This window comes from Candidatus Ruminimicrobium bovinum, from assembly GCF_902760015.1.
In the GTDB taxonomy this organism is placed as follows: domain Bacteria; phylum Elusimicrobiota; class Endomicrobiia; order Endomicrobiales; family Endomicrobiaceae; genus Ruminimicrobium; species Ruminimicrobium bovinum.
Map to the genome: position 1 here is coordinate 1 of NZ_CACWEU010000048.1, position 25337 is coordinate 25337.

General features: G+C 30.4%; 23 protein-coding genes and 1 tRNA gene. 20 read left to right on the forward strand and 4 right to left on the reverse strand.

Annotation, left to right across the window (positions count from 1 at the left end; translation table 11 throughout):
- From metK to ACMUOV_RS01690, 8 genes are all read left to right on the forward strand, one after another.
- The coding region (gene metK, locus ACMUOV_RS01655; protein ID WP_413853154.1) for a methionine adenosyltransferase at positions 1-695 on the forward strand (695 nt) is incomplete at its 5' end.
- A gap of 10 nt (positions 696-705) precedes the next feature.
- Positions 706-2055 carry a DNA recombination protein RmuC gene (gene rmuC / locus ACMUOV_RS01660; RefSeq protein ID WP_413853156.1) on the forward strand — a complete coding sequence of 450 codons (1350 nt, stop codon included), beginning with the start codon at positions 706-708 and terminating at the stop codon, positions 2053-2055.
- 138 nt (positions 2056-2193) lie between these two features.
- Entirely contained in the window at positions 2194-2850 is a 657-nt protein-coding gene (cysE, locus tag ACMUOV_RS01665; RefSeq protein WP_413853158.1) for a serine O-acetyltransferase, read from the forward strand.
- A 1-nt stretch (position 2851) separates the two neighbouring features.
- Positions 2852-3424: an NYN domain-containing protein gene (locus tag ACMUOV_RS01670; protein WP_413853160.1), complete on the forward strand. Its 573-nt coding sequence runs from the start codon at positions 2852-2854 to the stop codon at positions 3422-3424.
- Positions 3409-4353, forward strand: coding sequence for an endolytic transglycosylase MltG (gene mltG, locus ACMUOV_RS01675; protein WP_413853162.1), 945 nt, complete (start codon positions 3409-3411; stop codon positions 4351-4353). Before ACMUOV_RS01670 ends, mltG begins: the two co-directional genes overlap by 16 nt.
- The gene (mnmA, locus tag ACMUOV_RS01680; RefSeq protein WP_413853164.1) at positions 4350-5366 is read left to right on the forward strand and encodes a tRNA 2-thiouridine(34) synthase MnmA; all 1017 of its coding nucleotides are present in this window, start codon (positions 4350-4352) and stop codon (positions 5364-5366) included. The genes mltG and mnmA overlap by 4 nt, the downstream gene beginning before the upstream one ends.
- Position 5367: 1 nt before the next feature.
- Positions 5368-5670, forward strand: coding sequence for a septum formation initiator family protein (locus tag ACMUOV_RS01685; protein WP_413853166.1), 303 nt, complete (start codon positions 5368-5370; stop codon positions 5668-5670).
- Positions 5667-6530, forward strand: coding sequence for a metal ABC transporter substrate-binding protein (locus tag ACMUOV_RS01690; protein ID WP_413853168.1), 864 nt, complete (start codon positions 5667-5669; stop codon positions 6528-6530). Before ACMUOV_RS01685 ends, ACMUOV_RS01690 begins: the two co-directional genes overlap by 4 nt.
- A gap of 60 nt (positions 6531-6590) precedes the next feature.
- Here the strand turns inward: ACMUOV_RS01690 and ACMUOV_RS01695 are convergent, their stop codons facing one another.
- From ACMUOV_RS01695 to lysA, 4 genes are all read right to left on the reverse strand, one after another.
- Entirely contained in the window at positions 6591-7133 is a 543-nt protein-coding gene (locus ACMUOV_RS01695; protein WP_413853170.1) for a ferritin family protein, read from the reverse strand.
- A gap of 87 nt (positions 7134-7220) precedes the next feature.
- Positions 7221-7994 (reverse strand): 4-hydroxy-tetrahydrodipicolinate reductase, encoded by a 774-nt coding sequence (dapB, locus tag ACMUOV_RS01700; protein ID WP_413853172.1) that lies wholly within the window; start codon positions 7992-7994, stop codon positions 7221-7223.
- 211 nt (positions 7995-8205) lie between these two features.
- On the reverse strand, positions 8206-9078 hold the full coding sequence (dapA, locus tag ACMUOV_RS01705; RefSeq protein WP_413853174.1) for a 4-hydroxy-tetrahydrodipicolinate synthase: 873 nt from the start codon (positions 9076-9078) through the stop codon (positions 8206-8208).
- Between the two features lie 16 nt (positions 9079-9094).
- The gene (gene lysA, locus ACMUOV_RS01710; RefSeq protein WP_413853176.1) at positions 9095-10339 is read right to left on the reverse strand and encodes a diaminopimelate decarboxylase; all 1245 of its coding nucleotides are present in this window, start codon (positions 10337-10339) and stop codon (positions 9095-9097) included.
- A gap of 305 nt (positions 10340-10644) precedes the next feature.
- On the opposite strand from lysA, the gene ACMUOV_RS01715 reads away from it, so the two are divergent.
- The 12 genes from ACMUOV_RS01715 (at position 10645) to hemW (ending at position 25302) form a co-directional block, all read left to right on the forward strand.
- Positions 10645-11961, forward strand: coding sequence for an ABC transporter substrate-binding protein (locus ACMUOV_RS01715; protein WP_413853178.1), 1317 nt, complete (start codon positions 10645-10647; stop codon positions 11959-11961).
- 20 nt (positions 11962-11981) lie between these two features.
- Positions 11982-12866: a carbohydrate ABC transporter permease gene (locus ACMUOV_RS01720; RefSeq protein ID WP_413853180.1), complete on the forward strand. Its 885-nt coding sequence runs from the start codon at positions 11982-11984 to the stop codon at positions 12864-12866.
- A gap of 12 nt (positions 12867-12878) precedes the next feature.
- The gene (locus tag ACMUOV_RS01725) at positions 12879-13718 is read left to right on the forward strand and encodes a carbohydrate ABC transporter permease (RefSeq protein WP_413853182.1); all 840 of its coding nucleotides are present in this window, start codon (positions 12879-12881) and stop codon (positions 13716-13718) included.
- Between the two features lie 66 nt (positions 13719-13784).
- Positions 13785-14405, forward strand: coding sequence for an HAD family hydrolase (locus ACMUOV_RS01730; RefSeq protein ID WP_413853184.1), 621 nt, complete (start codon positions 13785-13787; stop codon positions 14403-14405).
- Positions 14402-14812, forward strand: coding sequence for a peptide chain release factor family protein (locus ACMUOV_RS01735; RefSeq protein WP_413853186.1), 411 nt, complete (start codon positions 14402-14404; stop codon positions 14810-14812). Before ACMUOV_RS01730 ends, ACMUOV_RS01735 begins: the two co-directional genes overlap by 4 nt.
- Positions 14812-16332 (forward strand): NAD(+) synthase, encoded by a 1521-nt coding sequence (gene nadE, locus ACMUOV_RS01740; protein WP_413853188.1) that lies wholly within the window; start codon positions 14812-14814, stop codon positions 16330-16332. The genes ACMUOV_RS01735 and nadE overlap by 1 nt, the downstream gene beginning before the upstream one ends.
- Entirely contained in the window at positions 16317-17003 is a 687-nt protein-coding gene (gene radC / locus ACMUOV_RS01745; RefSeq protein WP_413853190.1) for a RadC family protein, read from the forward strand. Before nadE ends, radC begins: the two co-directional genes overlap by 16 nt.
- A gap of 12 nt (positions 17004-17015) precedes the next feature.
- Positions 17016-18428, forward strand: a complete 1413-nt coding sequence (locus ACMUOV_RS01750) for an amidophosphoribosyltransferase (RefSeq protein ID WP_413853192.1) — start codon at positions 17016-17018, stop codon at positions 18426-18428.
- 104 nt (positions 18429-18532) lie between these two features.
- Positions 18533-18605 (forward strand) — tRNA-Ala (locus ACMUOV_RS01755).
- 70 nt (positions 18606-18675) lie between these two features.
- Entirely contained in the window at positions 18676-19563 is an 888-nt protein-coding gene (gene ilvE, locus ACMUOV_RS01760) for a branched-chain-amino-acid transaminase (RefSeq protein ID WP_413853208.1), read from the forward strand.
- 18 nt (positions 19564-19581) lie between these two features.
- A complete protein-coding gene (locus ACMUOV_RS01765) occupies positions 19582-24228 on the forward strand; it encodes a translocation/assembly module TamB domain-containing protein (protein WP_413853194.1) in 4647 nt (1548 codons plus the stop codon).
- Positions 24229-25302, forward strand: a complete 1074-nt coding sequence (gene hemW, locus ACMUOV_RS01770; protein ID WP_413853196.1) for a radical SAM family heme chaperone HemW — start codon at positions 24229-24231, stop codon at positions 25300-25302.
- Positions 25303-25337 lie beyond the last annotated feature (35 nt).

Here is a 25337-nt window from a genome sequence, read left to right on the forward strand (position 1 = left end):
ATTTAGGTCCCGACGGTAAAACACAAGTTTCCGTTGAATATAAAAATTGGAAACCTGTTCGGGTTGATACTGTTGTTTTATCAACTCAGCATACCGAAGAAATTTTGGATTCTACCGGAAAACAAATTACAAAACAGTCAAAAGAAGAAATTTTTAAAACAATAATAGAACCTGTTTTAGGCAGTTGGATTGATTCAAAAACAAAAATATTTATCAATCCTACGGGTAAATTTGTTATAGGCGGTCCTCAGGGTGATACTGGGCTTACCGGGAGAAAAATAATAGTTGATACTTACGGCGGTATGGCAGCACACGGCGGCGGGGCTTTTTCAGGTAAGGATTCCACAAAAGTTGACAGAAGTGCATGTTATATGGCAAGACATATTGCCAAAAACATAGTAGCTGCAAAACTTGCCGATAAATGTACCGTTCAACTTGCTTATGCAATAGGGGAAAAAGAGCCCGTTTCAATTATGGTTGATACACACAAATCAGGTAAAATTTCCGGTGATAAATTAGCACCTGTTGTCAGAAAATTATTTCCTTTAACGCCGCAAGGTATTATTGAGTATTTGGATTTAAGGAAACCTGTTTTTACAAAAACGGCTTCTTACGGACATTTCGGAAGAAATTGTTTTAAATGGGAACAGACAAATAAAGTTGAAGAATTAAAAAAAGCCGTATCCGAATTATAAGGTTTTAATTATGTTATGGCTTCTTGTTTGTTTAATTATTATTCTTGTTGCCGTTTCCGCAATATTTATCATAAAATTTTTTGATATAAAAAAACTTTATGTCACTCAGCAGCTGCGTGCGGATTCTTTAGCCGAAAAAGAAGCCGTGTTTTTAAAAGAATCGGGAAAATTGGAACAGTTAAATTTCGTTTTAAAAGAAAAAGATTCGATAATTTTAAAAAATCAGGAAATAATTTCCGCACAACAAAAACAAATAAATTTATTGGAACGGGAAAAACTTTCAATAAACAAAGATAAAGAGTATGTGGAAAAAGAAAAAGAAAATTTACAACAACTTCAAAAAACTCTTTTAACAAATTCAAAAACGGAATTTCAAACTGTTGCAAACGAAATTTTAAAATTGACAAAAACGGAACTTAATTCAATCAATAAAGAAGAATTAAAAAATGTTGTTATGCCGTTTGAAAAGAATATAAAATCATTTGAAGAAACTATTCAAAAACAAACGAAAGAATTCAGTCAAACAAAAGGTTCACTCGAAAATGAGCTTAAAAATGTAATTAATCAGGGAAATCAATTAAAAGAACAAACTTCAAATTTAATAGATATGTTCAAAACCGATTCAAAAGCAAAGGGTGATTTCGGTGAAACTATTTTGCAAACGATATTGGAAAATTCAAATTTACAAAAAGATGTAAATTATTTTGTTCAACAACAGGAACAAAATAAAAGAACGGATTTTCAAATAAAACTTCCAGGTGATAAATGGATTGTAATAGATTCAAAAGTTCCGTTAAATGCGTATATTCAATATTGTAATTGCACAAACGAGACGGACAAAAATAAGTTTTTAGATGAGCATGTAAAAACAATAAAGAATTTTATTTCCGATTTATCGGGTAAAAAATATTACGAAAGATTTGATAAAAATTCAAAAACGATAAGTCCCGATTTTACAATGATGTTTGTTTATCCGGAAGAAGCTTATATTGCGGCTTTAAGGCACAATCCTTCTTTAACCAATGCGGCATGGTCAAAAGATATTGCAATAGTATCGGCAACTTCTTTGATACACACAATCAAAATTATAGAAAAATTATGGGATGTCCACAGACAAGTTCAAAACCATGAAAAAATAATTTCCATGGCTAAAAATTTTAAAATAAGATTGGCAAGTTTTGTTGAAAATATGGCAAAATTAAGTAACAATATAGTAACCGTAAATAAAACATTTAACGATTTTCAAAAAACCGTTAAAGGCGACAGAGGTTTGGAAAAAATTGTAAGTGATTTATCAAGTTACGGTATAAATTCCTCCGATAATAAATTGGATACACAAACAATAAAAGAAATTATATAACTGTCATTAAAACTTCTTTGGGTATAAAAAATATATATTTTTATGTTTTTCAAACGATAAAATTTCCCTTTTGTTTTCAATATAATTCCAATTTGTTTTTTAGCAAATTTTATTCAAAATTTGTATAATAAAAAGGTTATGAGTATAAGAGATAAATTTAATTTACTAAAAGAAGATGTTTCAACGGTATTTCAAAAAGATCCGGCTGCAAGGTCGGTACTTGAGGTTTTATTTTGCTATCCCGGACTTCATGCAATTTGGGGTCATAGAATTTCTCATTTTTTTTGGAAACATAAATTTTATTTTATAGCAAGATTTTTATCTCATTTAACAAGGTTTTTTACCGGTATAGAAATTCACCCAGGCGCAAAAATAGGCAGAAGGTTTTTTATTGACCACGGTATGGGAATTGTTATAGGCGAAACTACCGAAATAGGTAATGATGTGTTGTTGTATAAGGGTGTGGTTCTCGGAGGAACTTCCCTTGAAAAAACAAAAAGACATCCTACCTTGGGCAATAACATAATCGTCGGTTCAAATGCAATAGTTATGGGTGCAATTACAATAGGCGATAATGCAAGAATCGGTGCCGCTTCGGTTGTCACTCATGATGTTCCGGCAAATGCAACGGCTGTCGGCATTCCTGCAAGGGTAAGTATCGGTCAAACCCGTGATGAAATAAATCATCTTGAACATGCCAAATTACCGGATCCTGTGGCGGATGCCGTAAAATATGTTCTGAACGAACAAAAAAAACTTGAAGAGAAAATTAAACTTTTATTGAATAATAAATAATATGGAATATTTGGTAGACGGATACAATGTAATAAAATTCAGTGATATGTTTAGTGCCGGGAGTTTGGAAACTTCCAGAAATAAACTTATTGATTTTATTTTAAAATATAATCCTCAAGGAAAAAATTCAATAACGGTAGTATTTGATTGTAAAAGCCAAAATCCGTTTGAGTTTAACGGATATACGACAACTACAATAAAAGGAATAAAAACAATTTTCAGCGAAGGACAAAAATCCGCCGACGATGTTATTGTTGACTATGTTGAAAATTCATCAAAACCTTATAATATAGTTGTTGTAACAAATGATAAAGGAATTTTCAGAAGAATAGGCGGCGGAGTAAAAAAAATGTCGGTTTCGGAATTTCTTTATGACAGAGCAAAACAACAAAATCAAGTAAGAACAATAATAAAAACAAGGTCAAAAGATGATTTTTCCGCTATCAGCAGAGAACTCAGTGATTTGTGGTTGAAAAACGATAAAAAAGAAAATTCAAAAAAAATAAAAAATAAAAAATCCGAATCGGAATTTGATATTACCGCAGAATTGAGTGATTTATGGCTAAAAAAATAATTACATTATCAGTTTTTTTTGTTTTTATTGTTGTCGTTATATTTTTTACAGTATTTAAAGAAAATAAAACAGTTGAAGTGTTTATTCCGAAGGGCGCTTCTCCCAAAAAAATTTCCGAAATATTAAAAGATTCCGATATTATTTATTCAAAAACATTTTTTATTGTAACAATTAAACTGAAAAATTGCTCTAAACAATTAAAGGCCGGTTTATATGAGTTTAATACAAAAGATGGTACTTTAACAATAATAAATAAATTAATAAACGGGGAAAGTAAAGAATTAAGAATAACCATACCTGAAGGTTGGACGACAAAACAGATAGCTGAAATACTAAATGAAAATAAAGTATGTTCCGATATTGAGTTTATAAATTTGGCACAGAAAAAAAATTTGGAGGGATATTTGTTTCCCAATACTTATTTCCTTATGCCAAGCATGACTCCGGAAGAGATAGTTAAAATAATGACTGATGAGTTTAATAAATTTTGGACAAAAGATTTTGACAACAGAGCAGAGCAAATGAATATGTCAAAAAAAGATATAATAATACTTGCTTCAATAGTTGAAAGAGAAGCCGTCAGTGATGACGAGAGACCGATAATTGCCGGAATATTTTTGAACAGATTATCAAAAAATATGAGGTTGCAATCGTGTGCAACGGTCTTATATGCCATGGGAATAAATAAGGAAAGATTGACGCTTGAAGACTTAAATTTTCAGTCACCGTACAATACATACAGGCATTCGGGGCTTCCGCCGACACCGATATGTAATCCCGGAGCAAAAGCAATAAAAGCCGTTTTATATCCTGCTGTTACAGATAATTTATATTTTGTTTCAAAAGGAAACGGAACACATTATTTTTCTTCTAATTTTCAAGACCATATACAAAATAAAATAGTTTCAAAAAAGAAGGAAACACAGTGACAAAAGTAATGGTTGCATTATCAGGCGGTGTAGATTCTTCGGCAGCTGCATATATTTTACGGCAGCAGGGTTTTGATGTTGCAGGTGTAACGTTAAAGCTGCATTCTTTTTCCGATGATGCAATTTGCGATGCAAAAACAATTTGTGATATTTTAAAAATAAAACATTATGTTTTGGATTTGCAAAAAGATTTTACGGAAAAAATTATTAAAAGTTTTTGCAGTTTTTATTTATCTGCAAAAACACCTAATCCGTGTATAATTTGTAATGAACTGATAAAATTCGGTTTAATGCTTGAATATGCTTTAAATTCCGGATACGATTATCTTGCAACCGGACATTATGCAATAATAGAAAACGGCGATAACGAATATAAATTAAAACTTCCGAAGGATTTACAAAAGGACCAAACGTATTTTTTATACAGACTAAATCAAACACAACTTTCTAAAATAAAATTTCCGTTGGGGAATTATACTAAGCAGGAAATAAGAACCGTTGCGCAACAGGCAAAGCTTCCTGTTGCTTCAAAAAAAGACAGTCAGGAAATTTGCTTTATTAAAACAACATATAAGGACTTTTTACAAAATACCGTTACGGATTTTAATAAAAAAGTTTTACCGGGTTTTATTGTTGATAAATACGGAAACAAATTAGGAAAACATAAAGGTTTAATTTACTACACTATAGGGCAAAGAAGCGGCTTGGGAATTACTACCGCGGAACCGGTATACGTATTAAAATTGGATGCCGCAACAAATACTGTTGTTGTAGGAACAAAACAGGATGTGTTTTCAAGGGTTGCAAAAATAGAAAATATAAAATTTATTTCAACAAAACATCCAAAAGAATTTAAAGCAACCGTAAAAATAAGAAGACAACATAAACCTGCACAAGCTTTAATAAGCAATGATATTGTTTTGTTTGATGAACCTCAAGCGTCAATAACACCGGGACAATCGGCGGTATTTTACGACGGCGAATATGTTTTAGGCGGAGGTTTTATAGCTTAAAATGAAAATAAAAAAATATTTAAAATTAAGATACTTGATTATTTTATTTCTTTTTGTTCTCGCTTTTTGTAACGGGACGGCAATAAAAATTTATAAAAATTATATAGAGTATTATAAGTTAAATCGTGATGTTAAAGTTTTAACAAAACAAAATGACGAATATAAAAAAAGATTATATTATCTTGAGAATAAACCTTCTTATTTGGAAAGAAAATCAAAATTTGTTCTTAATGTTATTGCCGAAGATGAAGTTGAATACAGATTCATAAATAAAAAACCTAATGAGAATAAAAACAAACAATGAAAAAATTTTTAATTAAAATTATCGCTTTATTTTTGATTGTCGGTTTGAATGTTAATTCTTTTGCATTTGATCCGCATAGGAAAATTAAAGTAAGTGTAACAAGTTCACATTTATATTCTTTGTTAAAAGAAATTTGTTCCGATAAACTGGAGTTAACTTTGATAGTTCCTCCCATAGTATCTGCAGATAATTATGAACTTGACAGGGCTGTTCTTACAAGAATGTTAAGAAGTAACATTATTTTATATCATTATTGGCAGGATTGGGCTAAACGTATAAAATATGAAATGGGTAATTTATCAATAGTATATAAGGAGTTAAAAACGGAGGGAAATTTGATGATTCCTTATATAAATATCAGGGCTGCCGAAGAAATTGCCGAAATGTTCGGTTATTTGGACCCTGATAATAAACAATTTTATGAACAAAATTTGGTTAAGTATGTTTATAGAGTAAATCATGTAGCTTCACAAATTTCTGTAAGAGCAAGTTTAAAATATCATAATAAAAAAATAGTTTGTAATAACAAACTTACCGATTTTATGCAGTGGTTAGGATGTGATATTATAGCCGAATACGGAAAACCCAAAAATGTATCTCCTGCACAAATTACAAAGATAGCAAAAAAAATAGAAAAAAATAATGTTCAGGTTGTTATAGATAATTTACAGACAGGAACGGATATCGGTGAAAAATTAGCAAAAGATTTGAATATAGAACAAATTGTAATAAGCAACTATCCTTTAAATTATTCGTACATTGACACATTAAAGGATAATGTTTTAAAAATAGATAAAGTTTTACAGAAGGAAAATATCTTGCAAATAGACAAAATTTTGCAAAAAGCAGAAAAATCTTAATAAAAAAATTGAGGAGATGTATATGAACTCTCCTCAATTTTTTTTAAATTGCTGAAATTTTTATTTGAAATATCTTTTCAATAAACCGTCAAAACCTTTACCGTGTCTTGCTTCGTCTTTTGCCATCTCATGAACCGTATCGTGTATTGCATCATAATTTAGTTTTTTAGCTTTTATTGCAATTTCCATTTTACCGGCACATGCACCGTGTTCTGCCTGAGCTCTAAGTTCAAGATTTTTCTTTGTGGAATTTGTCACAACTTCACCTAACAATTCAGCAAATTTTGCCGCATGTTCGGCTTCTTCAAAAGCATATCTTTTGAAAGCATCCGCAATTTCGGGATAACCTTCTCTTTCTGCCACTCTTGACATTGCCAAATACATTCCAACTTCACAACATTCTCCGTTAAAATTTGCTCTTAAGCCCTCAACAATTTCTTTATCTTCTACTTGTCCGTCACCTATTTTATGTTCGGTTGCATAAGTTTTTTCACCTTCTGCTACTGCTTCAATTTTATCTGCAGGTGCACCGCATATAGGACATTTGTCCGGCTTTGCTCCGTCTTGGCTTGTCCAACCGCATACTTTGCATACGTATTTCATTTCATAACCCCCCTTAATATTACAATTTTATAATTTATAATTAAAAATCGCATAGCGATTTTTAAAACAAACTCCTCAGCCCTAATTCTATAAATCAAGGACATTTTGCATATCGTAAAGCCCTGCAGGTTTATCGTAAAGCCATTTTGCTGCTTTTAACGCACCTGCAACAAGGCATGCCCTTGAAGTTGCTTTATGTGATATTTCTATTACCTCACCTTCGCTTGCAAAATATACTTTATGGTCGCCGCAAACATCACCTAATCTTACCGCATGAACACCTATTTCACCTTGTTTTCTTAATGCTTGTGCTCCATGCCTTCCGTATATTGCTACATCTTTTAAACTTTTTTTATGTCCTGCGGCAACGGCTTCTGCAAGTCTTATTGCTGTTCCGGAGGGGGAATCTTTTTTCTTATTATGATGAATTTCAACTATTTCCACATCGTAATCCGGAATTTTTTTTGCAATACTTTCAACAGTGTTAAGTAAAAGATTTATTCCGGTTGACATATTAGGTGCAAAAACTATCGAAATTTTTTCTGATGCTTTTTTTAAAACTTCTTTGTTATCATCGGTTAATCCTGTTGTTCCTATAACAAGTTTTGCATTCTTTTTAAGTGCAATTTCTATATTTTTCATCGTATTTGAAGCAATTGTAAAATCTATTATTATATCACCGGAATTTATTACGGATTCCATATCGCTTGATTTTATTATTGACGGATTTTTGTTTCCTATTGCAGGGCTTGAATCAATTTCTGTTCCTGCAATAATATTAAAAACTTTATCTTGTTTTGCCATATTTATTATGGCGCTTCCCATTCTGCCGCATGCCCCGCAAACTATTATGTTAATCATTTTATACTCCAATTATATTTCAATGTATAATGTATGATTTATAATGTATAATTTATAACAACAGGTTATAAGGTGATAAGGTTACTTGATTATAGGTTACAAACAAAAACTAAAAAAATAACTTATAACCCTATAACCTAATAAACTTATAAACTAAATTCACAAAGTGAATTTTTACCGAAATTATACATTTTGCATTCTACATTATACGTTAAATTAAGTTATAACTTTTTAATGTTTTTCTTAAGCTTTCTTTATGTTCATCCGACAATGAACACATAGGAAGCCGCATTTCATCGGAACATATTCCCATCATAGCCATTGCGGCTTTTACCGGAATAGGATTTGTTTCGATAAACATTGCTTTTACCAAAGGTAACCATTTAAAAGCAATTTCATTTGCTTTATCTAAATCTTTTTTTAACATTGCATTAACTAAGTCGGCAACAACTTTAGGACAAATGTTTGATAATACGGAAATAACACCCGTTCCGCCGATAGCCATTATCGGAACTGTTAAAGCATCATCTCCGGAAATTAAGTCCATTTCGGGAGCAAGTAACCTTATTTGAGACATTTGATCAAGAGAACCTGATGCTTCCTTTACGGCAACAATATTTTTGCAATCTTTTGCAAGTTGTGCTATTGTTTTCGGCTCAATATTTACTGCAGATCGTCCCTGTATATTATAGAGAACTACCGGTATGTTTATTGCATTTGCAACTTCTTTGTAATGAAGATATAAACCTTTTTGAGTAGGTTTGTTATAGTATGGTGCAACAAGCAACACTCCGTCACAACCTACCTCCTGAGCATGTTTTGATAACCTTATTGCCTCTGCGGTTGAATTTGAACCTGTTCCGGCAATAACTTTTAATTTGCCGCTTGAAAATTCCACTGCCTTTGCTATAACTTCATCATGCTCGCTATGCGATAATGTTGCCGATTCTCCGGTAGAACCGCACGGAATAATACCGGTAATACCTGCTTTTATCTGCATGTCAATTATTCTTTTGTAAGCATCAAAATCAACTTTATTGTTTTTTAAAGGTGTAACTACCGCTGTAAAACTGCCTGAAAACATAAATTCTCCTTAAAATTTATTTTACTTCTTTTGATATTAAATCTTCTTTTTTATCTGCTTTTCTTATTACTTTAACTTTTGAACCTTTAACCAAAAGTTCCGCTCCTATAAGTCTTGAATTATATTGGCTTGCCATTGATATACCGTAAGCGCCGGCACATTCCACGGAAATAAAATCATTCCGTTCCAATGATGAAATTTTTCTGTCTTTTGCAATAAAATCACTTGATTCGCAAACGGGCCCGACTATATCTGCAATTATTTGTTTTTTATTTGTTTTTTTAACAGGCAATATCTCATGATAAGCTTCATATAATGCCGGCCTTATCAAATCCGTCATTGCAATATCGGTGATAATGAAATTTTTCGTTCCTGAATTTTTTTTATAAATAACCTGTCCCGTTAAAATTCCTGCATCACCTATTATAGACCTTCCAGGTTCGATAATTATTGTTTTGTCTTTATATTTTGAGTAAATGCTCATTACTGCTTTTTTTAATTGTTCCGGTGTTTGCGGTTTATCGGAAGAAGTATATTTTATTCCCAAACCGCCTCCGATATCGATATATTTTATTTTTATTCCGCTTTCTTCCAGTTTATCTATCAATTTTGATATTCTTAAAGCAGCAATATTGTAAGGTTTTACTTCCAAAAGTTGTGACCCTATATGACTGTCTATCCCTGCAATTTCTATATTTTTCATTTTAGATGCTTTTATGTAAAAATCAAAAGCATCTTCATAAGGTATACCGAATTTATTACCTTTTTTGCCCGTAGTTATATATTTATGTGTATGAACATCAACGTCAGGGTTTACTCTGAAAGAAATTTTTGCTTTTATCTTCAATTTACCTGCAATTTTATTTATTTGTTCCAATTCCTCAAAAGATTCAACGTTAAACATTAGAATATTGCTCTTTAAAGCATATTCTATTTCCTTTGATGTTTTACCTACTCCCGAATAAACTATTTTTTGCGGCTTAATTCCCGCTTTTAATGCCCTATAAAGTTCTCCGCCGGAAACGATATCGGCACCGCATCCGAGTTTTGATAAAAGCTTTAATATCGTGTGGTTTGAATTTGCTTTCATTGCATAACATACTATATTTGATATACCTTTAAACCCGTCTTTGTAAGCTTTAAAATTATCTTCTATTTTTGTTTGAGAATAAATGTAAAGCGGAGTGTTATATTTTTTTACAAGTTTTGTAATTGATATGTTTTCTACAAAAAGTTCGCTGCCTTTATATTTTGTCAACATTATAACTGAACTCCTTAAAATATTACATACCCCACTATTCTATTAAAAATATCAAATACCTGTCAAATGATAACGACAGCTGATGTGGAAAATACCTTGCATTTTCCTATCTGACAGCTGAGCCGGATACTGCATATCATCAGTTGAAACTTTAAGCTGTAAGATGTCGGTATTGTCGTTAAACTATAAGCTCTTCAATTTCTCAGCTTATCAGCTAAAATTTGCTTTGCAAATTTTCTAATTGACTGTAAAATGTAAAATTTGCTAAAATCAGTAATTATTGTTATTCAATACGGGGGAAAATAATGTTAAAAAAACAATCCTTTTTTAAAATAGTGTTATCACTTGCGGTTTGTATATCTTTTCTTGCAGCTTGTTCTCAAAATCAGGAAGGCGGTTCCGGGAAAAGCGGTAATGATAATAATGCGGATGTCGTTAAAATTTGGCATTGGATGACTGACAGACAAGCCGCTTTTGAAACGCTTGCAAAAAAATATTTTGACCAAACAGGTGTTAAGGTTGTTTTTGAAACTTATGCACCGACGGATGTTTATAAAAATAAAATAACGGCAGCCGCAAGCGGAAAATTACTTCCGGATATTTTTAACCCAATAGCGGATAAAAGAGAATTGGCTTCTTACATAAATGCCGGTTATATTGCAGATTTAACCGATGCTATGAATGACGGTTGGAAAGATGTATTCTTTGAAAAATCATTAACACAAAATATGTTTACGGATAACAATGAATGGAACGTTAAGCCAGGTATATACGGAGTTCCTCTTGATGTGAGCACATTGATGATTTATTACAACAAAGATTTGTTTACAAAAGCAGGTTTGGATCCTGAAAAACCTCCTAAAACATGGGCAGAGTTTATTGAAGCCGGTAAAAAATTAAAAGCTGCAGGCATTCAACCTTTTGTTTGCGGTTTCGGTGAAGCTTGGCTTATAGGTTCTTTTGCTGCTTCTTATCAATGGAGCTTATTCGGTAAAGAAGGGATAATTGATACGATTAAAGGGAAAATTCCTTATACCGATAAAAGATGGTTGGAAATTTTCAATTTATTTAAAGAAATGAAAGATAATAAAATGTTTGCATCTGGAATTGTTACAATGGTAAATAAAGATGCGGAAAGAACATTTGCAATAGGAAAAGCTGCCATGGCATTAAACGGTTCTTGGGGAGTTAATGTTTATAAATCGATGAATCCTTCATTAAATTACGGGCTTATGTATCCTCCGGAACTTCCGGATGCCAAATATCCGTTGCTTGTTTTCGGAGGTGACGGTTCTTCTTTATTTGTTAATGAAATGTCTCCGAGAAAAGAAAAAGCAATTGCTTTCTTAAAATGGTTTACACAAAAAGAGCAACAAGTATTTTTGGCAAAAGAAACTTTAAATATTCCTTCAAATAAGGATGCCGCACAGGATTTACCGGATATTTTAAAGAAATTTTCCGAAAGTGTAAACAGAACATTTGATACATTACCTGTTTTGGAAGCATGGCAGGTTACAAATTATATTAACTTAAATTTACAATCCGTAGTTATAGGTGAAAAAACACCTGAACAGGCAATTGCCGAAATTCAAGGTGAAAAAGAAAGACAAACTAAAAAGTAAAAAAGTAGGTGTAATCCAAAATGATGAAAGCAACCTCAAAAGAAAAAACTTTTAACATGGTATTTATATTACCGGCGTTAATTTTGTTTTTGGTTTTTAATTTGTATCCGTTGTTAAGAACTTTCCAATTAAGTTTTTATCAATGGAACGGTATTGATAAAGATATGATTTTTGTGGGCTTTGCTCAATATAAACATATTATATTTAATAACCCTGCATATTGGAAATCAATGTTAAATGCCGGATATATTACATTGCTTTGTTTAACTTTACAAAACGGTTTGGCATTATTGCTTGCTTTGCTTGTTAACAGACAAATAAGAGGGGAAAATATTTACAGAGTAATATTCTTTTTGCCTCCTGTTCTTTCCGGAATTGTTGTCGGTTTAATTTGGAAGTTTATATATGACGGTAATTTCGGTATATTAAATAACTGGCTTGTTTCATTAGGTTTTACTTCTTTCAGTGATTTTGCATGGCTTTCCGAAATTAAAACGGCTTTATCTTCCGTTGCCGTTGTCCACATGTGGAAAGGTTTCGGTTACGGTTTTATAATTCTTTTGGCCGGTTTACAAACAATTCCTACGGAATTATATGAGGCAGCAGAAGTTGACGGAGCGGATAAATGGCAACAGTTTATAAATACAACCGTTCCTTCCTTAATACCTGTATTTACAATGGTTACAATATTGACAATTTTGGGTGCAATGCAAATATTTGATTTGATATATTCAATGACACAGGGCGGTCCTGCTGGACATACAGATGTTCCGATAACAAAAATTTACCAATATATGAATAACGGAGAATTCGGTTATTCAACTGCAATGGCGGTTATATTCGGTTTGGTATTATTGATAGTGTCGATGATACAGTTATATGCAAGTAAAAAAATTAATAAATAACAGGTATATAAAATGAATTTTTTTAAATTAAAAAAGAATATTTTAAATTCGCTCACGCACATAATATTGATAGCGGTATCTTTAACTTGTTTGTTTCCTGTATTTTGGATGATTTCTTCATCATTAAAAAAACAGAGTGAAATTTTTACAAATATGTCGTTATTGCCGGAAACCTGGCAATTTGTAAATTATAAAGATGCTTTCCTTACGGCGGATTTCGGAATGTATTTTTTAAACAGTGTTATTTATACCGTAGTAGGCGTTGCGGCAATAGTACTTATTACATCTATGGCCGCTTACGGTTTTGCACGGCTTGATTTCTGGGGGAAAAATATTCTTTTTTATCTTTTAATTTCAACATTGCTTATTCCTATTCCGGGTGCTTTTGTTCCTTTATACCTTTTACTTAAAAGTCTTCATTTATTGGACACAAGAACAGGTTTGTTGTTATGCTATATAAGCGGCGGTATAGCGTTTGGACTATTTTTATTAAAATCTTTTTTTGAAGAATTACCTAAAGAAATAGAAGAAGCCGCTTTAATTGACGGTTGTTCAAGGTTTGGTATTTATTGGAGAATAGCTTTGCCTCTTGCAAAACCTGCTATTGCAACTTTAGTTATAATTCAGTGCTTAAATATATGGAACGAATTTTTATTGGCACTTGTTGTTTTACAAGACACATCAAAAATGCCTATTCAAAGGGGATTAATGGTTTTCCAGGGAACACACATGACCGATTATCCTTTGTTAATGGCAGGTTTAACAATAGCAACCATTCCTATCGTTATAATATATTTATTTATGCAAAAACATATCGTTAAAGGAATAGCTGCCGGCGCAATTAAGGGATAAAACGTTATTTAAACAACATAACTGCAAATAACCGTGTAAACTATCTGTGTAAACTAAGAGGAATAAATGTCATCTGTTGAAGTTATAATATTTGATTTGGGAAAAGTTATTTTTGATTATGATTTGGAAATACTTGCAAAAGCTTTTCGTGAAAATTCAACGAATGCGGAAAAATTTTGCAGTGCAGACGAATTTATTCATTTAAATGACGAATTATTTTTTGCTTATGAAAAAGGTGAAATATCTTCACCGGAACTGTATGAACAGGTAAAAAAACTTTTAAATTTGAAATTGGATTATAAAAAATTTTGTGATGTTTGGAACAATATTTTTACGGCAAATAAAGATGTAATGGATTTTATTTGTGAACTGTCGAAAAAATACAATGTTTCTCTTCTGTCAAACACTAACGATTTACATTTTAATTTTATAAAACAAAACAATGAGGATTTTTTTAAAAATTTTAAAGCACTTCATGTTTCTCATTTAATGCATTGCAGAAAACCCGAAAAACAAATATATCAAAAAGTTATAAATTTTTATAATATAAAACCAGAAAAACTTTTTTTTACGGACGATCTTGATATAAATATACAAGCAGCCCGAAAAGAAGGAATATCGGCTTATAAATTTACGGGATTAAAAAATTTAAAAGAAAATTTAATATCATCGGGTGTTTGTTTATGATAGACTTTGGTGTAAGTATAGCAAAACAAACGGAACTTCAAAGTAAATTTATTAAATTTAATATAAAAGAAGAAGATTTGATAGAAAAATTTATTCACTCCGGCGGTAACGGAGGGCAAAATTTAAATAAAGTTGCTACATGTGTTTATTTAAAACATATTCCAACCGGCATAGAAATAAAATGCCAGAAATACAGAACTCAATTGTTAAACAGATACAAAGCTCGTCAGTTACTTGCGGATATTGTTGAAGAAAAAATGCTTGGAGAGAAAAGTAAAAAACAAAAAGAAATAGAAAAAATAAGAAGACAAAAAAGGAAAAGAAGTAAAAGAGCGAAAGAAAAAATTTTAGAACAGAAACATATAAATACACAAAAAAAAGAAAACAGAAAAAAGGCTGTATTTTAATGAAAATTGCATTGGCTCAATTGAACTCAACCGTAGGAAATTTGGAAAATAATAAAAATAAAATTTTACAATATGTGTTTAAAGCACAAGAAAATTCGGCAGATATTGTTTTGTTCCCTAAAAATGCCGTATTCGGCGGTAATATAGAAAGTCTTTCCGTAATAAAAAATTTTCACGATGATGTCGCTAAAGTTCTTGAAGGTATAAAACAAAAAAGTTCAATTCCGGTATTAGTTACGGCTTTTGATAAAAATAAAAAAAATGTTCCGTTCCTTATTGAAAATAATAAAATAAATAATGTTTCCAATATTGTTTTTGAAATAAAAAATAAAAAATTTTATTGCATTTTAGCAGATGATATAAAGGATGTTTCGTTTATTTGCGAAGATAAAAATATATTATTAACCGATAATCTTATAATATTGGCAGGCGGATATTATTATAAAAACAAACCTGAACAAATAAGAACGTTTATAAAGAAAGTTGCGGAAGAAAAATCCGTAAATGTTTTTTATATCAATATGGCAGGCGCACAAGACGGATATGTTTATGAAGGCGGAAGCTTTTCCGTTTTAAAAAACGGTAATTTTAATAAGATTGCAAAATTGTTTGAAGAAGATTTTTTGATTACCGATACCGAAGTTGATATTAATGTTGAACAAAAAACAAATAATGAAGAAGAAATATATAATTGTTTAATTTTGGGCTTAAAAGATTATTGCGCCAAAAACGGGTTTAAAAAAGTTGCATTAGGTGTAAGCGGCGGAATTGATTCGGCACTTGTTGCAACAATAGCCGTCGATGCTTTGGGCAGTGATAATGTTTTGGGTGTTTTAATGCCTTCAAAATATACATCAAAAGAATCTATGGATTATTCAATTAAACTTTGCAAGAATTTAAAAATAAAATATGAAACGGTTCCCATAGATAATATTTATAATTCTTATATAAATGAATGTCCTCAGGTTTTTAAGGATACAAAAAAGGATTTAACCGAAGAAAATATACAGGCAAGAATCAGAGGAAATGTTTTAATGACTTTTTCAAATAAATTCGGTTATTTTATTTTGTGCACATGTAATAAGTCGGAAGATGCCGTAGGTTACAGCACTTTATACGGTGATATGACAGGCGGGTATTCGGTAATAGGAGATTTGTTAAAAAAAGACGTTTATGCACTTTCAAATTACAGAAATACGATATCAAATGTTATTCCCGTTGAAATTATAAAAAGACCGCCGACGGCAGAACTTAGAGAAAATCAAAAAGATTCCGATTCTCTTCCGGAATATGATATTTTGGATGATGTTTTGGAAAAAATACTGGAAAAGAATATGACATATTCCGAAATTGTAAATTCCGGCATAGAAGAAAAAACTCTTGATAAAGTTTATAAATTATTGTTTTCAAGCGAATATAAAAGAAGGCAATCGCCTATTTCTACAAAAGTAACAAAAACTTCTTTTATAAAAGATATAAAATTTCCGATGACAAATAAATATATATGCAAGAAGAATTAACAAAACATTATTTGGGACACAGACAAAGATTAAAGGAAAAATTTAAAAAAACTAAATTTTCCGACTGGCAGGATTACGAAATTTTGGAATTTGCTCTAACTTTTGTTATTCCTCGCAAAGATACAAAACCTTTGGCAAAAGAACTTATAAAAAAATTCGGAAGTTTACAACAGGTATTACATGCTGATATCGAAACACTTTCATCAACAAAAAATATAAAAGAACATTCTGCAGTTTTTATAAAATTTTTAAATGAATTTTCTTTGAAATATGCACAACTTAAAATGGAGCAAAAAGAAAAAATTTCTTCTCCGCAGGATGTTTTAACTTTTTTCCAAACAAATATAGGTTTCTCAAAAGATGAAATAATATATGCATTGTTTTTAAATGCTTCCAATAAAATTTTATTGCATCTGCCGGTAAGTAAAGGGGTTGTAAATCGTTCCGCCATATATCCCAGAAAAATTGCCGAACTTGCATTAAAATGTAATGCAACATCGGCAATAATTGCACATAATCATCCCGGGGGCTCTTGTAAACCTTCACAAAATGATATAATAGCAACAGAGGCGGTTGTAAAAGCATTAAAAACAATAGATGTCGTTTTGCTTGACCATCTTATAATTACAAATAACGGCTACTACAGTTTTAAAGATAATAGTCTTATTTAGAGGAGAAAAAAAGTGAGCGGATTATTTGGTATAGTTTCAAAGTCGGACTGTTCCGAAAATTTGATTTACGGAATAGATTATCATACTCACATGGGTTCCGAATACGGTGGAATTGCAATATTAAATGATGAATTTACAAGATATATTAACAGAATGAGCAATGCAAATTTTAGAGACAGATTCTTTTCAAGCGATAAAAAGATAGAAACAACAAAAGGTATAGGTTGTATAAGCGATTTGGAAGAGCAACCTATTTATATAAAATCAAGGGTAGGGGAATTTTGTGTAGTTACATCCGGAAGAGTTGAAAATTTGCAGGAAATTGCAGATTCAATGATAAAAGAAGGAATATGTTTTAGCGAATTTTCAAAATCTCATGTAAATACTACGGAACTTGTTGCAAGAATTGTTGCAAGCGGCAGTTCGATACAGGAAGGTATTAAACTTGTTTATAAAAAAATAAAAGGTTCATGTTCCTTGCTTATTTTAACAAGAGAAGGTATTTATGCCGCAAGGGATTTTTACGGCAGGACATCGTTAATACTCGGTAAAAATGAAGATTCTTATGCCGTATGTTCGGAAACGGTTGCTTTTGCAAATTTAGGTTTTGAACAAATAAGGGATTTGAATTCCGGTGAAATTGTGTTGATAAACGAAAACGGAATTAAAGTGTTGGAAAAAGGGCATAAAACAAAACAAATTTGTACTTTTTTGTGGATATATACGGGGTTTCCGGCTTCAAATTATGAAGGTTTAAATTCCGAAGTTATAAGAGAAAAAAGCGGAAAGTTACTTGCCAAAAGAGATAAAGGTATAAAAGCCGATTTGGTTTCGGGTGTTCCCGATTCCGGGCTTGCGCATGCAATAGGTTATGCAATAGAATCCGGCATTCCTTACAGAAGGGCACTTGTGAAATATACACCGACTTACGGAAGAAGTTATGCTCCCAGAACACAAAAATTAAGAAATTTAACCGCAAAAATGAAACTGATAGCCATAAAAGAAATTATACAGGGAAACAGTGTTATTCTTCTTGAAGATTCAATTGTAAGGGGAACGCAATTAAAAAACTTTACCGTTGAAAAAATTTGGAATTGCGGTGCAAAAGAAATTCATGTTCGTCCGGCATGCCCGCCTTTGATGTTTCCGTGTTCATATTGTAATTCGACAAGGACAAACAGCGAGCTTATAACAAGAAGAGCAATAAAAGAAATTGAAGGTAAAGATATTGAAGATGTTTCCGAGTATCTTGATCACACTTCCGAAAAATATGCAAAAATGATAGAATGGATAAGAAAATATTTGAACATTACTTCTTTAAAATATCAAACTCTTGAAGATATGGTTCAGGCGATAGGTTTGCCGGAAGAAAATTTATGTACTTTTTGTTGGAACGGCAAAAATTGTCAAAAGTGCAAGGGGTAATGTAAAATATAATGTCGGTAAAAAAGCGAAACATTTTTGATAAATATCGTTTTTCGCTTTGCGAAAAATACATTAATTATATAAACTATACATTATTGTTTCGTGGGGCTATAGCTCAGTTAGCAGAGCGCTTGCATCGCATACAAGAGGCCGGGGGTGCAACTCCCCCTAGCTCCATATGATATTTTACAATGTTTTTTTATAATGATAAAATCATCAAATAATAATAAATATATTTTAAGGAGAGATCGAAATGAAGATTTATTTGAACGGAAAATTTGTTGAAAAAGAAGAAGCGGTAGTATCTGTTTTTGATCACGGAGTTCTTTACGGAGATGGAGTTTTTGAAGGAATAAGAGCATATAACGGAAGAGTGTTCAGATGTAAAGAACATATAGACAGACTTTATGACAGTGCAAAAGCAATTGCTCTTGAAATAGGTATGACAAAAGCCGAAATGACAAAAGCATTGCTTTCAACTTTGGCTGTAAATAAATTAAACGATGCATATATAAGACTTGTTGTAACAAGAGGCACGGGTGATTTGGGCTTGGATCCTGCAAATTGTGCAAAACCTACGGTATTTATTATTGCCGATAAAATTTCATTATATCCTGATACGTTGTATAAAAACGGGCTTGAAGTTATTACCGTTTCTACAAGAAGAAATGCACCGGATGCATTAAGCCCTAACATAAAATCATTAAATTATTTAAATAACATAATGGCTAAAATGGAAGCAAAAAGAGCCGGAGTTTTGGAAGCAATAATGCTTAACAGAGAAGGATATGTTGTAGAATGCAGCGGAGATAATATTTTTATAATTAAAAATGGTATAGTATGTACACCACCGGCTACTGCAGGTGCTTTAAAAGGTGTTACAAGAAATACATCAATAGAACTTTTAAAAAATAAATTAAAATTGGATGTAAGAGAAGTTTTAATAGCACCTTATGATTTGTATACGGCCGACGAATGCTTTTTAACCGGAACTGCAGCGGAAGCAATACCTGTTGTAAAAGTTGACGGAAGAGTTATAGGTGACGGTAAACCCGGTAAAGTTTTCGCAAAACTTTTAAAAGAATTTAAAATATTAACAAGATCTACCGGTGTTCCCATAAAAAAAAGCAAATAAGTTTTTACATTACATAATGTGAAAAAAATAAAACTTTTAATAAGTTTAGTTGTTTTTGTAGGTTTGATTTTCGGTATCTACAGCGTAAGGGGTGTTTTTATCATCCCTTACCTGCAGAATAACTTAAGTTATCTTACGAATAACAAGTGTTATTTTAAAGATATTTCGTTGGAATTTCCGCTAAAAATTGCCATCCATGATTTTACTTACGATAAAAAATTATCCTTTGATAAAGTTGTATTTAATATATCTTTTATAAAGCTTTTGCAAAATTATCATAATTTTTTTACATGTTTAATGAATGTTGATATTGATAATTGTAATTTAATATTTTATAACAATATATCAAATAAGAATACACAGGTTCCCGCCAATCAACAAAATTTTTCCGTTTCAAAAATTATCAGATATGCATTTCAAAGATTAAATTTTAAAATTTCCGCCCGAAATATAAAAATATTTTATGATAAACAAAAATTGCAATTAACCGATACCGCGGTAAAATTCGGTTCGGAAATAAAATTAAATACAAAAGCAAATTATAAAAATTTAAAATTTAATATAACCGGTAATATTTATAGTGAAATTGACGATTTAAAAACGGATATGGTTATAGATGTAAACGGAACAATTAAAACCGAAATGATTGTTGCCGGAACATATTTTTTTGATACAAATAAATTTGATTTCAACGTTCAGGCAAAAAAAATCTTTATGTCAATTGTTAATTTGGGAGATGCGGATATAAAAATACAAAATAACGATAACGGAATACAAATTCTAACGGAAGGGGAAAATATAAATTGTGTTTTTAAAGCAAAAAATTTAAATTTTGATTTTTGGACGGCAAAAGGTAAACTGTTTTTAAAAAACAGTAATATAATTACGTCAAATTTATCTTTTTCGGCAGAGAAAAAAGACGGAATTATTAATTCTTTAATATTATCAAATAATACGGTTGTTCTTAATAAAAAGATAGGAACCGTTTCTTTTAAAACTTATAAAGGAAAAGAAAAAACAGAGATAAATACGATATTTGATATTGACGGAAGTAATATATTAACGGTTGTAAATAATGATGGTGATTTTAAGTCCGATATTTATAATAAACAACAAAAAATAACTACACTTTTTGGTAACTATATAACAAAAAAAATAAAAATAAATTTAAAAAACTGCGATATAAACAGATTGCCTATTGTGTCTACATACAAACGTGTTACCGGCAGTTTATCCGTTGAAGGCGATATTAACGAACACGACGGAAATATAAATTTTAAATTAAACAATTTAAATTCTTCGTCTGTTCGCAATACTACATTTATCGGAAATATTATCAGAAATAATTCCGATTGGAGTTTTAATATAGATACTTCCGATAAAAAAATAGTGTTGAACGGAAATTATTCCTTAGGTGATATAAAAAATTTGGATTTTTCTTTTGATGATATAGATGTAAGAACTGTTTTAAAAATTATGAAATCCGATTTTGACCTTTCAGGATATGCAACCGGGTATATAAAACGTTATGAAAATAAATTATCTCAAATTAAAATGACGGTAAGAGACGGAATGTTATACGATAATAACTTTAAAAAAGCAAATATAAGGGCTGATATTTCTCCTACAATGATTGATATTTATGAGTTTGATTTTATCGGTAACAAAATGGAATTAACTTTAAAAAGTTCGATAGTTTTTGACAAGGAAGAAAGTCCTTCTTATTTAAACTGTGAAGTAAAAAATTTTAAATTTAAATCTTTTAATATAAATTCAACAATAAATTTTAACGGAAAAGTAGGAAAATACAAAAAAGAAATATTCGGAATATTGTCAATTCCTAAAACTACAATCAATAATATGAATTTTGATGATTTTGTTGCCGATATGGGATTGTCTTTGCAGCAAATTCAATTAAAAAGTTTTAATAATAATAACGGTTTATCCGGATATTTGACATATATGTTTAAAGATAAAGTAATAAATTCAAAAATTAAATTTTCAAAAGCCGATTTGTCGAAACATCATAAAAAATTTAAAGGTTTATTATTTGCGGATTTAGATATTAAAAACAATATATTTAATCCCGAGTTTGATATTAATGCCGAAATAAAAAACGGTCTATTTTCAAAAGTAAAATTTTATTTAAACAATAAAACGACGTATAAAAATCATAAAGGAAAGATAAAAACAAAAATATTAATGGATAAAGCCGATATTAATTTGGAAGGAACAACTGATAAAGAAAAATTAAATCTTATTGTAAAATTTTCAAATTTAAATGAAACGGTTATCAATAATTATATGATGTTTAGAACTCCCGTAAGAGGTGTTTTTAACGGGGAAGGAACTGTTATGGGAACCGTTTATGAACCTAAAATTTTAGTCAATTGTATAAGTGATGTTATTTATTTTAAAGATATAAAATTAAATAAATTCAATTCGCAGGTTCAATTTGAAAATGATGATATTATAGTAAATAAAGCCGATGTGAAATTAGCTGACAGTGAAATAAATCTTAGCGGACAATTTAATACAAAAACAGGTGATTATTCCTCAAAATTTAATTTTATAAATTTACATATTGTAAATTTTGATATATTCGGAAATATTATTTTTAACGGTAATATGAAACAAAAATTCGGCGGTTCAACATATAAGGGAAATATCGAGATAAATAATATGTGGATAAACAGAGAAAAAATAGATTCGCTTCCGTTTGATTATATTATTGAAAATAAAAAAATAATTTTACAAACAAAAAGTGACTGCAAATTACAAATTACCGGCGGTATTGATTTTACGAACTATCCTAAATTAATTTTTGATAATTTAACAATATCTCATAATAATCAAAGTTGTAATTTTGACGGCAGCACAAGCAAAGAAAATATGAATATAAACATTAAATGGAACATGCTTGATTCGGCTACAATGTCAAGGTTATTTGATTTACCTTTTGATGTTGACGGAAATGTGGATTTTAAATTGAATGCTCACGGTTCGTTTTTAAACCCTAATATTACATGCTCTTTAAAATCGAAAAACGGAACGATAACGGAAGTGCCTTATGACAGTGCAAATATTGACATAAAAGTTGAAAATAATATGCTTACCATAAATGAGTTCAATATAAGTAAAAAAGGTGAATACAAAGCGGATATAACAGGCAGTTTTCCTTTTTGGATTGATTCATCATTAAAAAAGCAGATGATGGAAAGTCCAGTAAATGTCAAATATGAATTAACGGATGATAAATTGGCGATGATAAAAGAGCTTACAAACAATACTATCACGGTTAAAAACGGAAGTTTAAGATTAAAAGGAACTTTAATGGGAATAAGAAAAAATATTAAAAATACCGGTGAACTTTTATTAACCGCATCAAATATAACGGCAAAAAATTATATAAATAAAATAAAAAAATTAAATACAAAACTTGTTTGGGATGACAGTTTGGTTAATATTGAAGAATTTGTTGCAAATGTGGGTTCCGGGAAATTAAACGTTGAAGGTTCCGTTCGTTTCAGAGGAATAAATCCTTACTTTTATGATTTATCCGTTTTTACGTCAAAAAAAGGTATCCCTGTATTTATAAAGGAATTGCCGATAGTAACATCGGGCATATTTAAAATAGAAAAAACCGATACTTTTACCAATTATTCAAAAGGTGTTCCTTCTTTTGATTTTCAAATAAAAGGGAAAAATGATGATATTAAAATAACCGGTTGGGTGGAACTTGAAAATACAAGGTTTTCTTATCCCGCGCCTGATTTTATAAAAAAAGATGATGATATAGATTTTGATGAATTATTTGAAAATTGTTACATAGATATAAATTTAAAGACTGCAAGCAATACAAGGTTTGAAAACAGTTTCAGTGATGCAAATTTAAACGGGCAGGTAAATCTTAAAGGTCCGCTTGATAATATAGTTGCAAACGGAATTTTACAATCAAATGACGGAAAAGTTTTTTATATGGGTAACGATTTAAGTATTATTGATTCTAAAATAGAAATTATTAATAATAAAATTTTTGTAACATGTGAAGCAGAAACCGAAGTTTATACCGCCGGGGACAGTGTTCCCGATATTGTAAAAGTTTATGTATCAAGGTCAAGTATTGACGATTTAAAAACAAGGTTCGTATCAAAAAATGACCCTACTCTTTCTTCGGATAAAGTTCTTTACAAAGTTACAAAAACAGACCCCACAAGTTCAACCGGAAATGATACAAATACGGATTTTATGGTAAAACAACAAATTGTTCGTATGTTCGGTTCGAACGTTGCTGTGCCTTTGGCAAACACAATTTTAAAAAAAACTGGTATTGTTGACAATATTCGCTTAGGTTTTGTCAATCAGGATACTTTGCAAGTAGATCCAAATAAACCTACAAAAATGGCGGACCTATTATACGGTATGAAATATTCCGCGGAAAAAAATTTGAATCGTTTGTTGCAGGTAGGGTATTCGGTAACATTTGATCAGGTACAGGAAGAAATAGATTTAAAACATTCATTGGAAATGTCGGTTCGTTTAAGTAATTCGCTTTTTTTGAAAGGCAGTTACGGACTGCAATCAAATAATTCCGACTATGAACCGGAAAATAAAATAATGTTGGAACAAAGAATACGATTTGGCGGAGGAAAGAAAAAACAATAAATGTTAGGTTTATATATCCATATACCTTTTTGTAAAAAGAAATGCTTTTATTGTGATTTTATTTCTTTTGCGGAAACAGGAAAAATTACAGATTCGTATATTGACTCTTTAATAAAAGAGGCATCTTTTTACCTTAATGAAAAAATATCAACAATTTATATAGGTGGCGGAACTCCGTCAATTTTAACCGTAAAACAATTAAATTATTTAGTAAAATCCATAAAACAAATATTTGATATTTCTAACCTTGAAGAATTTACCGTGGAATTAAATCCGGAATCCGCAAATGATGAAAAATTAAACCTTTTATTTGATTTAAATGTATCAAGATTAAGTTTAGGTTTGCAATCAATTTATGATAAATATCTTGAAGAATTAGGAAGATTGCATAATTTTAATAAGTTTTTGGAAGTTTATAACAATGCAAGAAAAACAGGTTTTACTAATATAAATATTGATTTAATGTATGGGATTGAAAAACAGTCAATTCTTGATTGGAAAAAAACTTTAAAGAAAATAATAGAATTAAACCCCGAACATATTTCATTATATCCTTTGACAATAGAGGAAAATACAGTTTTTTATGAACAGAATAAAATTGTTGATACAAACTTACAACGACAAATGTATGAAACGGCATGTTCGGTTTTAAATAAAAATAATTTTATTCATTATGAAATTTCAAATTGGGCAAAAGATAATAAATTTTCAAAACATAATTGCTTATATTGGAAAAATAAAGAATACATAGGTTTGGGTGTAAGTGCCTGTTCTTATTATAAAAGACATAGAACGAAAAATACAATTGATTTACAAGACTATATTCAAAAAATAAATGAAGGTAAAAAATGTTTTATTGAAGAAGAATATATTGACGATATATTATATCAAAAAGAAACGGTTATGTTAGGTTTAAGATTGACGGAAGGTGTTGATCTAAAATATTTTGATAACAAAAAAGAAATTTTGTATAAGTATTTAAAAGAAAATTTACTTCAAATAAAAAATAATAAAATTTCATTGACGGAAAAATCTTTTTTTATTTCCAATCCGATAATTGCCGAACTTATGTAACCGGTTGGAATACCACTTTCAGCTGTTGTTATAAT

Excerpts from the sequence above, each read along its gene's own strand:
- dapA (WP_413853174.1), bottom strand. The coding sequence starts at position 9,078 with ATGTTTTCAGGCAGTTTTACAGCGGTAGTTACACCTTTAAAAAACAAT.
- dapB (WP_413853172.1), bottom strand. The coding sequence starts at position 7,994 with ATGATTAACATAATAGTTTGCGGGGCATGCGGCAGAATGGGAAGCGCC.
- ACMUOV_RS01695 (WP_413853170.1), bottom strand. The coding sequence starts at position 7,133 with ATGAAATACGTATGCAAAGTATGCGGTTGGACAAGCCAAGACGGAGCA.
- ACMUOV_RS01715 (WP_413853178.1), top strand. The coding sequence starts at position 10,645 with ATGTTAAAAAAACAATCCTTTTTTAAAATAGTGTTATCACTTGCGGTT.
- ACMUOV_RS01725 (WP_413853182.1), top strand. The coding sequence starts at position 12,879 with ATGAATTTTTTTAAATTAAAAAAGAATATTTTAAATTCGCTCACGCAC.
- radC (WP_413853190.1), top strand. The coding sequence starts at position 16,317 with ATGCAAGAAGAATTAACAAAACATTATTTGGGACACAGACAAAGATTA.
- mltG (WP_413853162.1), top strand. The coding sequence starts at position 3,409 with ATGGCTAAAAAAATAATTACATTATCAGTTTTTTTTGTTTTTATTGTT.
- ACMUOV_RS01670 (WP_413853160.1), top strand. The coding sequence starts at position 2,852 with ATGGAATATTTGGTAGACGGATACAATGTAATAAAATTCAGTGATATG.
- cysE (WP_413853158.1), top strand. The coding sequence starts at position 2,194 with ATGAGTATAAGAGATAAATTTAATTTACTAAAAGAAGATGTTTCAACG.
- hemW (WP_413853196.1), top strand. The coding sequence starts at position 24,229 with ATGTTAGGTTTATATATCCATATACCTTTTTGTAAAAAGAAATGCTTT.
- ACMUOV_RS01730 (WP_413853184.1), top strand. The coding sequence starts at position 13,785 with ATGTCATCTGTTGAAGTTATAATATTTGATTTGGGAAAAGTTATTTTT.
- ACMUOV_RS01720 (WP_413853180.1), top strand. The coding sequence starts at position 11,982 with ATGATGAAAGCAACCTCAAAAGAAAAAACTTTTAACATGGTATTTATA.
- ACMUOV_RS01685 (WP_413853166.1), top strand. The coding sequence starts at position 5,368 with ATGAAAATAAAAAAATATTTAAAATTAAGATACTTGATTATTTTATTT.
- ACMUOV_RS01735 (WP_413853186.1), top strand. The coding sequence starts at position 14,402 with ATGATAGACTTTGGTGTAAGTATAGCAAAACAAACGGAACTTCAAAGT.
- lysA (WP_413853176.1), bottom strand. The coding sequence starts at position 10,339 with ATGTTGACAAAATATAAAGGCAGCGAACTTTTTGTAGAAAACATATCA.
- rmuC (WP_413853156.1), top strand. The coding sequence starts at position 706 with ATGTTATGGCTTCTTGTTTGTTTAATTATTATTCTTGTTGCCGTTTCC.
- ACMUOV_RS01690 (WP_413853168.1), top strand. The coding sequence starts at position 5,667 with ATGAAAAAATTTTTAATTAAAATTATCGCTTTATTTTTGATTGTCGGT.
- nadE (WP_413853188.1), top strand. The coding sequence starts at position 14,812 with ATGAAAATTGCATTGGCTCAATTGAACTCAACCGTAGGAAATTTGGAA.